General features: G+C 56.1%; 14 protein-coding genes. 5 read left to right on the forward strand and 9 right to left on the reverse strand.

All coding sequences use genetic code 11. The annotated features are described in order from the left end of the window. Positions 1-214: 214 nt before the first annotated feature. From H2Z33_RS08375 to H2Z33_RS08385, 3 genes are all read left to right on the forward strand, one after another. Positions 215-1,204 (forward strand): sulfate ABC transporter substrate-binding protein, encoded by a 990-nt coding sequence (locus H2Z33_RS08375; protein ID WP_032660777.1) that lies wholly within the window; start codon positions 215-217, stop codon positions 1,202-1,204. A gap of 111 nt (positions 1,205-1,315) precedes the next feature. Continuing rightward, a complete protein-coding gene (locus H2Z33_RS08380; protein WP_003862014.1) occupies positions 1,316-2,059 on the forward strand; it encodes a CDP-diacylglycerol diphosphatase in 744 nt (247 codons plus the stop codon). A gap of 73 nt (positions 2,060-2,132) precedes the next feature. Next, positions 2,133-3,437 carry an SLC13 family permease gene (locus H2Z33_RS08385; protein WP_023304636.1) on the forward strand — a complete coding sequence of 435 codons (1,305 nt, stop codon included), beginning with the start codon at positions 2,133-2,135 and terminating at the stop codon, positions 3,435-3,437. Between the two features lie 36 nt (positions 3,438-3,473). On the opposite strand, the gene tpiA is transcribed toward H2Z33_RS08385, so the two are convergent. Both tpiA and H2Z33_RS08395 read right to left on the reverse strand, forming a co-directional pair. Then, a complete protein-coding gene (gene tpiA, locus H2Z33_RS08390; protein WP_003862019.1) occupies positions 3,474-4,241 on the reverse strand; it encodes a triose-phosphate isomerase in 768 nt (255 codons plus the stop codon). A 111-nt stretch (positions 4,242-4,352) separates the two neighbouring features. After that, positions 4,353-4,949: a DUF1454 family protein gene (locus H2Z33_RS08395; RefSeq protein ID WP_017383094.1), complete on the reverse strand. Its 597-nt coding sequence runs from the start codon at positions 4,947-4,949 to the stop codon at positions 4,353-4,355. A 112-nt stretch (positions 4,950-5,061) separates the two neighbouring features. Between H2Z33_RS08395 and H2Z33_RS08400 the strand changes: the two genes are divergently transcribed. Continuing rightward, positions 5,062-5,481: a DUF805 domain-containing protein gene (locus H2Z33_RS08400; RefSeq protein WP_006808672.1), complete on the forward strand. Its 420-nt coding sequence runs from the start codon at positions 5,062-5,064 to the stop codon at positions 5,479-5,481. On the opposite strand, the gene fpr is transcribed toward H2Z33_RS08400, so the two are convergent. From fpr to H2Z33_RS08420, 4 genes are all read right to left on the reverse strand, one after another. Further along, positions 5,482-6,228: a ferredoxin--NADP(+) reductase gene (fpr, locus tag H2Z33_RS08405; RefSeq protein WP_033487973.1), complete on the reverse strand. Its 747-nt coding sequence runs from the start codon at positions 6,226-6,228 to the stop codon at positions 5,482-5,484. It lies immediately after the preceding gene. 96 nt (positions 6,229-6,324) lie between these two features. Further along, positions 6,325-7,335: a class II fructose-bisphosphatase gene (gene glpX, locus H2Z33_RS08410; RefSeq protein WP_015569942.1), complete on the reverse strand. Its 1,011-nt coding sequence runs from the start codon at positions 7,333-7,335 to the stop codon at positions 6,325-6,327. Between the two features lie 122 nt (positions 7,336-7,457). Beyond that, complete coding sequence (gene glpK / locus H2Z33_RS08415) at positions 7,458-8,966, reverse strand: glycerol kinase GlpK (RefSeq protein WP_006808669.1); 1,509 nt, start codon at positions 8,964-8,966, stop codon at positions 7,458-7,460. Between the two features lie 21 nt (positions 8,967-8,987). Then, complete coding sequence (locus H2Z33_RS08420) at positions 8,988-9,833, reverse strand: MIP/aquaporin family protein (protein WP_015569943.1); 846 nt, start codon at positions 9,831-9,833, stop codon at positions 8,988-8,990. A gap of 399 nt (positions 9,834-10,232) precedes the next feature. Here H2Z33_RS08420 and zapB point away from each other — a divergent pair, with 399 nt between their 5' ends. After that, the gene (gene zapB, locus H2Z33_RS08425; RefSeq protein WP_003862031.1) at positions 10,233-10,472 is read left to right on the forward strand and encodes a septal ring assembly protein ZapB; all 240 of its coding nucleotides are present in this window, start codon (positions 10,233-10,235) and stop codon (positions 10,470-10,472) included. 586 nt (positions 10,473-11,058) lie between these two features. Here zapB and rraA read toward each other — a convergent pair. The 3 genes from rraA to hslU form a co-directional block, all read right to left on the reverse strand. Beyond that, on the reverse strand, positions 11,059-11,544 hold the full coding sequence (gene rraA / locus H2Z33_RS08430) for a ribonuclease E activity regulator RraA (RefSeq protein WP_015569946.1): 486 nt from the start codon (positions 11,542-11,544) through the stop codon (positions 11,059-11,061). 92 nt (positions 11,545-11,636) lie between these two features. Further along, positions 11,637-12,563: a 1,4-dihydroxy-2-naphthoate polyprenyltransferase gene (gene menA, locus H2Z33_RS08435; protein ID WP_114503653.1), complete on the reverse strand. Its 927-nt coding sequence runs from the start codon at positions 12,561-12,563 to the stop codon at positions 11,637-11,639. Between the two features lie 62 nt (positions 12,564-12,625). After that, positions 12,626-13,957 (reverse strand): HslU--HslV peptidase ATPase subunit, encoded by a 1,332-nt coding sequence (gene hslU / locus H2Z33_RS08440; protein ID WP_015569947.1) that lies wholly within the window; start codon positions 13,955-13,957, stop codon positions 12,626-12,628. Positions 13,958-13,965 lie beyond the last annotated feature (8 nt).

Below are 13,965 nucleotides of genomic sequence, written 5' to 3' on the forward strand. Positions count from 1 at the left end.
GGCGGCAAGGTAAATGCAAAACGGTAACCCTTGGGTTACAGTTTTTTATGGTTGCTCCCTCTCCCGTGGGAGAGGGTTGGGGTGAGGGCATCAGGCCGCTCATTCACTTTTTTTTATTCCTGCACGTTATAGCCAATCTTTTTTTATTCTTTAATCATCGGTTAGCTTTCTGGCACGCTGCATTCATCAAAACACTACACAAGAGAGCTGGGCGATGAATAAATGGGGCGTGGGGTTAACATTATTGCTGGCATCGACCAGCGTTCTGGCAAAGGACATTCAGTTACTGAACGTGTCGTACGATCCGACGCGTGAACTGTACGACCAGTACAACAAAGCTTTCGCGGCGCACTGGAAACAGGAAACCGGCGATAACGTGGTGGTTCGCCAGTCTCACGGTGGTTCTGGCAAGCAGGCGACCTCCGTCATCAACGGTATTGAAGCCGACGTGGTGACCCTGGCGCTGGCCTACGATGTTGACGCTATCGCCGAGCGTGGCCGTATCGACAAAAACTGGATCAAACGCCTGCCGGATAACTCCGCGCCATACACCTCGACCATTGTTTTCCTGGTGCGTAAAGGCAACCCGAAACAGATTAAGGACTGGAACGACCTGATTAAGCCAGGCGTGTCTGTCATCACCCCGAACCCAAAAAGCTCCGGCGGCGCACGCTGGAACTATCTGGCAGCCTGGGGCTACGCGCTGCACCACAACAACGGCGATCAGGCCAAAGCACAGGACTTCGTCAAAGCACTGTTTAAAAACGTCGAAGTGCTGGACTCCGGCGCGCGCGGCGCAACCAACACCTTCGTCGAACGCGGCATTGGCGACGTGCTGATCGCCTGGGAAAACGAAGCCCTGCTGGCGACCAACGAGCTGGGTAAAGACAAGTTCGAGATCGTCACCCCGAGCGAATCCATCCTCGCTGAGCCGACCGTCTCCGTCGTCGATAAGGTTGTTGATAAGAAGGGCACCAAAGCGGTGGCGGAAGCCTACCTGAAGTACCTCTACTCACCTGAAGGGCAGGAAATTGCGGCGAAAAACTTCTACCGCCCACGCGATGAGGCTGTCGCGAAGAAATACGAAAACGCCTTCCCGAAACTGAAGCTGTTCACTATTGATGAGGTTTTTGGCGGCTGGACCAAAGCGCAGAAAGAGCACTTCTCTAACGGCGGCACCTTCGACCAGATCAGCAAGCGCTAAGCGTTTTACAAAGAACGACACGGTAACCCGGTGTGAGAAATCCGCCGGGTTTTTTATTTGGTCATCATTTTGCGTTACTCTTTTGCCTCTATTGAAAACAGGGAACGCGTTGTGAAAAAAATTATCTTACTGATTCTGATCGTTATCGCCCTTGCCGCAGGGGGCGTGTACTGGATGAAAGCGGGTAATCCGAATGCGTTGCGTCATATCGTTCTCGACCAGTGTGTGCCCAACCAGCTGCATAACCGTAACCCGGCACCGTGTGCGCAGGTGAAGCCAGATGCGGGCTACGTGGTGTTCAAGGACCGCAACGGGCCGCTGCAATACCTGCTTATGCCCACGTACCGTATCAACGGCACCGAAAGCCCGCTGCTGACTGAGCCGCAGACACCGAATTTCTTCTGGCTGGCATGGCAGTCTCGCCATTTTATGAGTATGAAACGGGGGGCCGACGTGCCTGACAGCGCCGTTTCGCTGACCATCAACTCCCCGACCGGGCGCACGCAAAACCATTTTCATATCCACATCTCCTGTCTGCGCCCAGACGTGCGCGAGAAGCTGAACGCGTCGCAGGGGCAAATCAGCACCCAGTGGTTACCGCTTCCGGGCGGGCTGGAAGGGCATGAATACCTTGCCCGTCGGGTGACGGAGAACGAACTGGTGCAGCGCAGCCCGTTTATGATGCTGGCGGAAGAGCTGCCGGAAGCCCGCGATCATATGGGACGCTTCGCGCTGGCGATGGCACAGCAGTCGGACGGCTCGTTTGTATTGCTGGCGACAGAGCGTAACCTGCTTACCTTTAACCGCGCGTCGGCTGAGGAATTGCAGGATCATCAATGCGATATCCTGAAGTGACCCCACCATAAATAGCGTTTACTCGCCCTGCCTGTCGCCGTAGACTTGCTGAAAAATTCTACAGGAGACAGGTATGTCGCTCTGGTTAACGCATCCTCTGCTGCTTCCCTCGCTGATCGTCGGCGTCACCATCGTGCTGTGGGCGACGTCACTGTTGCCGGAATTTATCACCGCGCTGCTGTTTTTCACGGCGGCGATGACCGCCAGAATCGCCCCGCCGGAAGTGATCTTCGGCGGCTTCGCCTCGTCTGCCTTCTGGCTGGTGTTCAGCGGCTTTGTGCTGGGCGTGGCGATTCGGAAAACCGGCCTGGCGGACAGGGCCGCCCGGGCGCTGTCGGCAAAGCTTACCGACTCCTGGGTGCTGATGGTGGCGAGCGTTGTGCTGCTGAGCTATGCCCTGGCATTCGTGATGCCGTCGAACATGGGACGTATTGCGCTGCTGATGCCGATTGTCGCCGCGATGGCGAAGCGGGCCGGCATTCCTGATGGCTCGCGGGCCTGGTTTGGCCTGGCGCTGGCGGTCGGGTTCGGCACCTTCCAGCTCTCGGCCACTATTTTGCCCGCCAACGTGCCCAACCTGGTGATGAGCGGCGCGGCGGAAGGCTCATACGGTATCCACCTCAACTATGTCCCGTATCTGCTGCTGCACACCCCGGTGCTGGGTATTCTCAAAGGCCTGATTCTGATTGGCCTGATCTGCTGGCTGTTCCCCGGCAACCCGAAACCGGCGAAGGATCTCACGCCATCGGAACCGATGGGGCGTGACGAAAAACGGCTCGCCTGGCTGCTGGCGGTGGTGTTGACGATGTGGGTGACGGAGAGCTGGCACGGCGTTGGGCCAGCGTGGACGGGGCTGGCGGCCTCGGTCATCGTTATGCTGCCGCGCATCGGTTTTATCACCGGGGAAGAGTTCTCGGCGGGGGTGAATATGCGCACCTGTATTTACGTCGCGGGTATACTCGGGCTGGCCATTACGGTGACGCAGACCGGTATCGGTGCGGCCGTAGGCGAGGCGTTGCTCCATATCATGCCGCTGGATGCAGACCGCCCGTTTACCAGCTTCCTGGCGCTGACGGGGATCACCACGGCGCTCAACTTCATTATGACCGCCAACGGCGTTCCTGCGCTGTACACCACGCTGGCGCAGAGCTTCTCCGACGCGACCGGCTTCCCGCTGCTGTCGGTGATCATGATTCAGGTGCTGGGGTATTCCACGCCGCTGCTGCCGTATCAGGCGTCGCCGATTGTAGTGGCGATGGGCTTAGGGAAAGTGCCTGCGAAGGCGGGGATGCTGCTTTGTCTGGCGCTGGCGATTGCGACGTATCTGGTGCTGCTGCCGCTGGATTATTTGTGGTTTAGCGTGTTAGGTCGTTTGTAGGGCGGGTTAGCGAAGCGCCACCCGCCACAAAGGCGATTACGCCTGCTTAGCCGCTTCTGCCGCTTTAACGATCACCGCGAAAGCGTCTGCTTTCAGGGATGCGCCGCCAACCAGTGCGCCATCGATGTCTGGCTGGGTGAACAGCTCAGCTGCGTTTGATGCGTTAACGGAACCGCCGTACTGGATGATGACCTGCTCAGCCACTTTCGCGTCTGCTTTTGCAATGTGGTCACGGATGAACTTGTGCACCGCCTGTGCCTGCGCTGGAGTTGCAGATTTGCCGGTACCGATCGCCCAGACTGGCTCGTAAGCGATAACCGCGCCTTCGAACGCTGCCGCGCCCTGGGTTTTCAGCACAGCGTCGATCTGACGTGCGCACACTTCTTCGGTTTTGCCTGCTTCGTTTTCTGCTTCGGTTTCACCGATGCACAGAACCGGGATCAGACCCTGCTCTTTCAGCACAGCGAATTTCTTCGCGATGAACTCATCGGATTCTTTGTGATAGGTGCGACGCTCGGAGTGGCCGATGATGATGTATTTCGCGCCGATATCTTTCAGCATTTCAGCGGAGGTTTCACCGGTGAACGCGCCAGACAGGTTAACGTCAACGTTCTGCGCGCCCAGAATGATGTGGCTGCCGTCAGCGGCACGTTTAGCCAGATCCAGGTACATATCCGGCGGAGCGATAGCAACCGCGCAGCCGGTCACGCCAGCCAGCTCTTTACGCAGGTTAGCAACCAGTTCGTTTACCATGTGGCGGCTGCCGTTCAGTTTCCAGTTACCCATCACTAAAGGATGTCGCATTTCAATTCTCCACGCTCAATAAGCGAATTAAGGAATATGGCCGCCCTGTCGGGCAGCATGGTCTGTGAATCAGTATAGAGATTTTCCCTCGAAAGGCTTTGCTTTTTGTCATTAATTCGCCCCCTCGAGTGCGTCTGATAGGGCCAGCTTAATCGGTTCAACCGCGAAGGTCAGCCCCTTTTCGCCGTTATCTGCGACGACATAGCGAACGGCACCTTCCGTATCGGCGTAATAGCGTTTGTTTTTCCCGGCGGTAAGCAGTTTTTGCAGCTTTTGCTGGCTTTGCGCTTTCGTGAAGGTGGGGGTAAAGGCGCGCAGAATAGCGCTCATGTACTCCAGCGCTTTCGCTTTCGCCGCTTTCTGCTCTGGCCCCTGAATCGGCAGCCAGGTGATCTGCATACTTTTGATTTTTAACGTTCCGCGCTCAAGGGCGGTAGAGGCATACAGATTCTCGTTAATTTTGCTGGCCGCGCGGGTCAGGGTCGGCGTATCGCGGGCGCTGTCAATCGCACGGAACTCTCCCAGCGGAAGTGAGGGGTTTTCTTTGTTGAAGGCTTCGCGGAACTGGCTGATAGATTGATCGAAAGAGGGGGCGCCCGCCAGAAGATAGGGGGCGGTGACCGGGGAAGCCGTTTCCGCGGCATACAGGGAAAAACTGGCGCTCAGCATCGCTAAACACAAATAAAGAGAGTGTGCCGAACTTTTCATCAACATTGCCCCTGGCCGTCATTGCCCATGATTAAAACGATATCTGGTCGGCTTGTCAAAAGGTCACAACTCCAGGGTAAAATGCGGGCTAAACAATAATAAGGAACCTTACATGACCATACAGCAGTGGCTGTTTTCATTCAAAGGGCGTATTGGACGCCGTGACTTCTGGATCTGGATTGCAACGTGGGTTGTCGCCATGCTGCTTCTGTTTTTTGTTGCCTACAACGCATGGCTGAGCACGCAAACGGCGGCATTTGCGCTGGTCTGTTTACTGTGGCCAACCGCCGCCGTAGTGGTGAAACGTCTGCACGATCGTGGCCGCTCCGGCGCATGGGCTTTCCTGATTATTCTGGCGTGGATGCTGGTGGCGGGGAACTGGTCAATGCTGCCCTCAATCCTCCCATGGGTGGTGGGCAGACTGCTGCCGACGGTTATCTTTGTAATGATGGTTGTCGAACTGGGCGCGTTTATCGGCACCCAGAGCGAGAACAAATATGGAAAAGATACCCTTGAGGTGAAGTACCGCTGATCACCAGTAGTGTTCGGCGGTCATGTGGCCCGGCCGGCGGCGAAGGTGCTTCGTCATCTGCCGGGTATCCTTCAGCAACTGCTGCGTATCGCGTACCATCTGCGGGTTACCGCACAGCATCACATGGCTGGTTTCGGTATTCATCGGTAAACCCACCGCTTCTTCCAGCGCGCCGCTTTCAATCAACGCCGGAACGCGACCGGTTAACGAGCCGGCTGCGGTTTCGCGGCTGACCACCGTCTGAATTTTTAACTTCCCGCCATATCGCTGTTCCAGCGCCTGCATCTGCGGCAAATAGCTCAGGTCTGCGGCGTAGCGCGCGGCGTGAACCAGCACGATATTTTTAAAGCGCTCCAGATCTTTGCCGTATTGCAGAATGGAAAGATACGGGCCAATGGCCGTGCCGGTCGCCAGCATCCAGAGCGTGTCACAGTCGGGGATTTCATCCAGCACGAAGAACCCCGCCGCGCCGGAGACAATCTGCACTTCATCGCCCGGCTTCAGCGCGGCGAGGCGTGGGCTGAGCTTACCGTCCGGGACGGTGACCAGATAGAACTCAAGGTCCGGGTTATCAGGCGCATTAACGTAAGAGTAGGCGCGCTGTACGCGTTCACCGTCGATATCCAACCCGAGCTTGGCAAACTGCCCGGCAGTAAACGGATGAACGGGAGCGTGCAGCGTGAGGCTAAATAGCGCATCGGTCCAGAACTGTACCTTTGTGACTTTACCTGTTACCCAGTCCGCCATGATCTTCTCCTGTGCTGTTTCTCTCTTCTATCTTCCGTACTTGCGGGAAACATTTCCAGCCCATTCGGGCCGGAAAGCTCTATCGATCAAACGGTTTTACAGAATGTGCGTCTGTACGTCCGGATCTTTACGATCGAGATAATGAATGGACTTAATGCGGCGAATGGTGCGGGATTTACCACGGATCAGCAGGGTTTCAGTGGTGGCCATGTTGCCCTTGCGGGTGATGCCGTCCAGCAGATCGCCTTTGGTGATGCCGGTTGCGGAGAAGACCACGTTATCGCTGCGGGCCATCTCGTTCAGCGCGAGCACTTTATTGGCCTCGATGCCCATCGCCGCGCAGCGCGCCAGTTCGTCTGCACCAATGCGAAGGTTCTCGTCGCTGTCGCCTTTGACCTCATGGCGTGGCAGCAAACGCGCCTGCATATCGCCGTCCAGCGCGCGGATCACTGCCGCAGAGACCACACCCTCCGGCGCGCCGCCGATGCCGTAAAGCACGTCGACTTCGCTGTCCGGCATGCAGGTCAGAATAGAGGCGGCAACGTCGCCATCCGGAATAGCAAACACGCGTACGCCGAGCGCTTGCAGGTACGCAATGGTGGCGTCGTGGCGCGGTTTCGCCAGAATGGTCACGGTGAGTTCGCTGAGCGCTTTACCCAGCGCCGCAGCGATATTGCGCAGGTTGGCGTCCAGCGGCAGGCTAAGGTCGATAGCGCCTTTAGCGCCAGGACCGACGATCAGTTTTTCCATGTACATATCGGGCGCGTTGAGGAAGCAGCCCTTATCGCCCACCGCCAGTACCGCCAGCGCGTTGGCCTGGCCCATCGCCGTCATACGCGTGCCTTCAATCGGGTCGACCGCGATATCCACGGCATCGCCTTTGCCCGTCCCGACTTTTTCACCGATGTAGAGCATCGGCGCTTCGTCGATTTCGCCTTCGCCAATGACGATAGTGCCATCGATATTGACCTGATTAAGCACAATGCGCATGGCGTGGACGGCTGCACCGTCTGCGGTATTTTTGTCGCCACGGCCCAGCCACTTGTAGCCTGCGAGGGCGGCAGCTTCGGTGACGCGGGAAAACTCGATAGCAAGTTCACGTTTCATGAGGTACTCGTACAATCAAAAGGAATTGCACGAAGTTTATCACAGAGTGGGGAGGGGCGAAGGGACCGGTGCGGTCGGAGCCCCTCACCCTAACCCTCTCCCAGGGGAGAGGGAATATAGGTTTACTCGTCGTGCTCTTCCCACGCCAGGGCACGTTTCACCGCTTTCTTCCAGCCGCTGTAGCGGTAGTTGCGCTCGGTGGTTTCGATGCCAGGACGGAATTCGCGTTCGATAACCGCTTTTTCCTGAAGCTCGTCGAGGTTTTGCCAGAAGCCAACCGCCAGACCTGCCAGATACGCCGCGCCCAGCGCCGTCACTTCTCGCACCTCAGGACGTTCAACGCGGGTGCCCAGAATGTCGGACTGGAACTGCATCAGGAAGTTGTTGGCTACCGCACCGCCGTCCACGCGCAGGGCGTGCAGACGAATGCCGGAGTCAGCCTGCATCGCTTCCAGCACGTCGCGCGTCTGGTAGGCGATGGATTCCAGCGTCGCGCGAATGATGTGGTTTGAGTTCACGCCGCGCGTCAGGCCGAAAATCGCGCCGCGGGCATACGGATCCCAGTACGGTGCGCCCAGACCGGTGAACGCTGGCACCACGTACACGCCGTTGGTGTCTTTCACTTTGGTCGCGAAGTATTCGGAGTCAAACGCGTCGCTGATCAGCTTCATCTCGTCGCGCAGCCACTGAATGGAGGCACCCGCCATGAATACCGCGCCTTCCAGGGCATAGTTCACTTCGCCGCGCGGGCCGCAGGCGATGGTGGTCAGCAGACCGTTTTCTGATTTCACCGCTTTCTCGCCGGTGTTCATCAGCATAAAACAACCGGTGCCGTAGGTGTTCTTCGCCATCCCTTCCTTGACGCACAGCTGGCCGAACAGGGCCGCCTGCTGGTCACCGGCGATACCGGCGATAGGAATACGGGTGCCACCTTTACCGCCAATGTTGGTCTGGCCGTATACTTCAGAAGACTTACGGACTTCAGGCAGCATCGCGCGCGGAATGTCCAGCGCGTCCAGCATCTTGTCATCCCACTCAAGGGTGTTGATGTTGAACAGCATGGTGCGCGAGGCGTTGGTGTAGTCGGTAACGTGAACGCGTCCCTGAGTCATCTTCCAGATAAGCCAGGTATCGACGGTGCCGAACAGTAGCTCGCCACGTCGTGCGCGCTCGCGTGAACCTTCCACGTGGTCGAGGATCCACTTCACTTTGGTGCCGGAGAAATAGGGGTCAACCACCAGGCCGGTGGCGCTGCGCACGTACTCTTCCATTCCTTCGCGCTTCAGCTGTTCGCAGATCTCTGACGTACGACGGCACTGCCAGACAATGGCGTTGTAGATGGGCTTACCGGTTTCGCGCTCCCAGACCACAGTCGTTTCACGCTGGTTGGTGATACCGATAGCGGCAATCTGGTCAGAACTGATGTCGGCTTTCGCCAGCACTTCCACCAGCGTGGAGCTTTGCGACGCCCAGATCTCCATCGGGTCGTGTTCTACCCAGCCTGGACGCGGATAAATTTGCTCAAATTCGCGTTGAGACACGCTGACAATGTTCGCGTCATGATCCATTACGACAGCGCGGGAGCTGGTGGTGCCCTGGTCGAGCGCAACGATATATTTTTTTTCGGTCATGGTATGTGTCCCGTAGTCAGATTACAGCGAAGCTTTTTGTTGTGTGGTGGAAGCCGTCTCTTTCTCCTCTTCCACACAGGTGTCGCACGGTAAGTGGCGACCAATTAATTTGCGATAGCCGAATGCGCCCAGCGCCGCCCCTACGATTGGCCCGAACAGCGGAACCAGGAAGTAAGGAATGTCTTTGCCGCCCGTGAAGGCGACATCGCCCCATCCCGCAAAGAAGGCGAAGGTTTTTGGACCCAGGTCACGCGCCGGATTCATCGCAAAGCCGGTCAGCGGACCCATGGATGCGCCAATTACCGCAATCAGAAGGCCAATCAAAAGTGGCGCCAGCGGGCCGCGCGGAATGCCGTTTCCATCGTCGCCCAGCGCCATGATGACGCCCATCAGAATAGCGGTAATCACCATCTCAACCGCGAACGCCTGCACAAAATTGATATGCGGATTCGGATACGTTGAGAAAATGCCTGCCAGATCCAGACTTTCGACACTGCCACGCACCATATGATGCGTCTGTTCGAAGTCGATGAAAAGATTGTAATAAAGCCCGTAAACTAACGCCGCTGCGCAAAAGGCGCCGGCAAATTGCGAAATGATAAAAGGAACAACTTTGCGTCCGTCAAAACACGCGAATAGCCACAACGCGATGGTCACCGCCGGGTTAAGATGTGCACCGGAAACCCCTGCGGTCAGGTAGATGGCCATCGCCACGCCCAGACCCCAGATAATACTGATTTCCCACTGACCAAAACTGGCACCCGCCACTTTCAGTGCTGCGACACAGCCTACTCCGAAGAATATCAACAACCCGGTACCCAGGAACTCGGCAATACACTGGCCTTTTAAGGTTGATGTCTGACTCATAATCGGAATCCTGCAAAAGAGTAATGTTTATTGTTTGCGTGACCGCCCGTGACAGTCACGATGCCCTGTAGACATAGTGTTAATTTATCGTTAACGAGCACAAACGAGAAATATCGAAATCTAAATGTGTGGTCTGCGTCAATAAAATGAGCGTTTTCGCGCCATAAAGCGCGTTTTTGCATCAGATAATGATTATGGGCTGAATCATTTCTTTAACTTATGGGTTAACAACTTAGGGGTATATGCGGCGAACGCACCAGGACGAGGCCGAAAAGTGTTGCAAACCGCGATCTGCGTGGCATGCCGCTGGACAGGGGCGACGGCGCTCCATACAATCGGAACATATGTTGTGCGCGTTTACGTTAAAGCGTCGCCTTGCAATTCAGGAGAGGTAGGATCATGTCTTTAGAAGTGTTTGAGAAACTGGAATCGAAAGTACAGCAGGCGATTGACACCATCACGCTGCTGCAAATGGAAATTGAAGAGCTGAAAGAAAAGAACAACTCCCTGTCACAGGAAGTTCAAAATGCTCAACACAGCCGTGAAGAACTGGAGCGCGAAAACAACCAGCTGCGCGAACAGCAGAACGGCTGGCAGGAACGCTTGCAGGCGCTGCTGGGACGTATGGAAGAAGTTTGATTTCCTTAGGGAATGCATTGAACAGGCCGGGTAAGGCGAAGCCGCCACCCGGCTTTTTTATGGTTTCCCTAACCGATATCAAACCATAAAAAAGGCCGCCCTGGGCGGCCTTAACGCTACTTGTCCTGCGCTGTCGTAGCAAAAGCAACAAACCCAACAGGTTCATCGCTCTTTACAACGAGTACGCTGGCGACAATGAACGCGATACATAAATAGCGTTTCATTATGCGGTCCCTGCTGCTTACCGCTCCACCGTTCACCACCGGTGATAAGTCGGTGGACACAAGCCTTGATGTTAGCCTGCTTTACGGTAGTGAATACACCTTTCCCTGGACCGATGCCCATTTGCGAGATGGCGGAAAGGGACGCGGTATCATAATGAGCATCAACCAGGTAGTTAAGGTATTCACAGACAATTAGGATTTTATAAAGGTTAGGAAGGGTTGCCCAAGGTTTGGGCGAGAGTATGATGAAGTTCCTTGGTGTTAGTCTGTAAGACGTCCCAACGGACCGCGAATCCCGAGGGACAAAAAAAACCGCCACATTGCTGTTGGCGGTTTTTTTATGCATCTCGCTTACCGATTAACTACTCAATATCCAGCGCATCCTCAGAAAGGATAATGCCGGTATTGTCAGCATAAAGGTGGTCGCCCGAGAAGAAGGTCACGCCGCCGAAATTGACGCGCACGTCGCTTTCGCCGATGCCGTCGCCCGCTGCGCCTACCGGTATGGCCGCGATGGCCTGAATCCCGATATCCAGGTCTTCGAGATCGTCCACCTGACGCACGGAACCGTACACCACAATGCCTTCCCACTCGTTCTGGACGGCAATTCCCGCCAGTTCAGCATCAATCAATGCACGGCGCACGGAACCGCCGCCGTCGACCACCAGAACGCGGCCACGGCCGTTCTCTTCGAGCAGATCGTACAGCAACCCGTTGTCCTCGAAACATTTCACCGTGATGATTTGTCCGCCAAACGACGACCGTCCACCAAAGTTGGAGAACAGGGGTTCAACGACGTTGACATCTTCCTGGTAGATGTCACAAAGCTCGGAGGTATCGTATTTCATAGGTTTAACGCTCTGTTGCTGCGAATGTGTTCAGTATATCGTGCGAAATGCGTTGTTGGCAAAATCATCAATTGTTAATTGATATTTGTCAGCTAACTCAGCGTCTGGCTTAAGACAATCCCGATGACGAACAGCAGGTTAGTCAACAGCGCGCCTTTTACCGTACGTTCCAGCATCGGTGGCATGGCGGCCGGGCTGAGTTCACGCATAACGTAGCGGGCCTGCTTAATCAGCAGCGGTGCGGCGAGCACAAACAGCCAGCCCCAGAGGCTGTGCAGCGAAATCAGATTGAACAGCGCCAGGCAGACCAGCGCGCCGATGAGCAGGCAGGCGTGATAGCGGCGTGCATTCACCGGACCCAGACGCACGGCCAGCGTGTTTTTACCGTTCTCGCGGTCGCTGTCGATGTCGCGCAGATTATTGATATTCAGCACCGCCGTCGCCAGCAGACCACTGGCGGTCGCCGGCAGGAACAGGGCAGGGATCACCGTGTGCGCCTGTAAGTACCAGCTTCCCATCACGCTCAGCCAGCCGAAGAACACCAGCACGGAGATGTCGCCCAGACCAATATACCCGTAAGGACGCGTCCCGACGGTATAGGTAATGGCTGCAATAATGGCGAGTAAGCCCAGCACCAGGAAGCCAATGAAATCACTGGTGGTTTTCGAGGCGACCGTCACCAGCGCCAGCCCGGACAGGCAAATCAACACCACGGTGATAATCAGCGCCCGCTTCATCTGTGCCTGGGTAATCACCCCTTTTTGCATCCCGCGCAGCGGCCCAATGCGGTCAGGCTTGTCGCTGCCTTTTACCGCATCGCCGTAATCATTGGCGAGATTAGAGAGGATTTGCAGCAGCCCGGCGGTGACAAGCGCCAGACCTGCTACCAGCGGATCGAAATGACCCTGCCACCAGGCAAGCGTGGTACCGACGATAATGGCGGCAAAAGCCAGAGGAAGCGTTTTAGGGCGCAGACTTTCGAGCCACGCCTGTGTACGGCTGATATCAGTCATAGTTATTTAGCCAATAAAAATGGGGGCCATAGCCCCCATCAACAGTGATGAAAATGCATTGAACGCGATTATAGAATAAAACGGCTCAGATCTTCATCTGCCACTAACGCATCCAGGTGTTTGCCCACATAGTCTGCGTCAATGGTAATGCTTTGACCGTTAAGGTCGCTCGCATCATAAGAGATGTCTTCCATCAGGCGTTCCAGCACGGTGTGCAGACGACGCGCACCGATGTTTTCGGTGGTTTCGTTGACCTGCCACGCGGCCTGAGCGATGCGCTTGATACCGTCATCGGTAAATTCAATGTTCACGCCTTCGGTCGCCATCAGCGCTTTGTACTGTACGGTCACAGAAGCGTTTGGCTCAGTCAGGATACGTTCGAAATCTTCGGTGGTCAGCGCCTGCAACTCGACGCGGATTGGCAGACGTCCCTGAAGTTCCGGGATCAGGTCAGACGGGCTGGCAATCTGGAACGCACCGGAGGCGATAAACAGAATGTGGTCAGTTTTAACCATGCCGTGCTTGGTGGAGACGGTGCAACCTTCCACCAGCGGCAGCAGGTCGCGCTGAACGCCTTCGCGTGAGACATCCGGGCCGGACGCGTTGCCGCGCTTACAGATCTTGTCGATTTCGTCGATAAACACGATACCGTGCTGCTCAACCGCGTCGATAGCATCCTGTTTCAGCTCTTCCGGGTTAACCAGCTTCGCGGCTTCTTCTTCAATCAGCAGCTTCATCGCGTCTTTGATTTTCAGCTTACGCGCTTTCTGCTTCTGCCCGCCCAGGTTCTGGAACATGGACTGCAACTGGCTGGTCATCTCTTCCATGCCCGGAGGCGCCATAATTTCCACGCCCATTGGCGCGGCAGCGAGATCGATCTCAATCTCTTTGTCGTCCAGCTCGCCTTCGCGCAGTTTTTTGCGGAATGCCTGACGCGCAGCAGAAGGTTCAGGCTGCTGTTCAGCCTGTCCCCAGTTGTTTTTTGCCGGTGGGATCAGCACGTCGAGAATACGCTCTTCGGCCATCTCTTCGGCGCGATAGCGGTTTTTCTCAATTGCCTGGACACGCACCATCTTAATCGCCGAGTCGGTCAGGTCACGGATGATGGAGTCCACTTCTTTACCCACATAGCCCACTTCGGTGAACTTGGTGGCTTCAACTTTGATGAACGGCGCGTTAGCCAGTTTGGCCAGACGACGGGCGATTTCGGTTTTACCCACACCGGTCGGGCCGATCATCAGAATATTTTTTGGCGTTACTTCGTGGCGAAGCTCTTCGTCGAGCTGCATGCGACGCCAGCGGTTACGCAGTGCGATAGCCACGGAGCGCTTGGCGTCGTCCTGGCCGATAATGTGTTTGTTCAGTTCGCTGACAATTTCGCGTGGGGTCATTTCAGACATGGGCGATC

Origin of the sequence: Enterobacter sp. YSU (assembly GCF_016082135.1) — a bacterium.
Classification (GTDB): Bacteria; Pseudomonadota; Gammaproteobacteria; order Enterobacterales; family Enterobacteriaceae; genus Enterobacter; species Enterobacter hormaechei_C.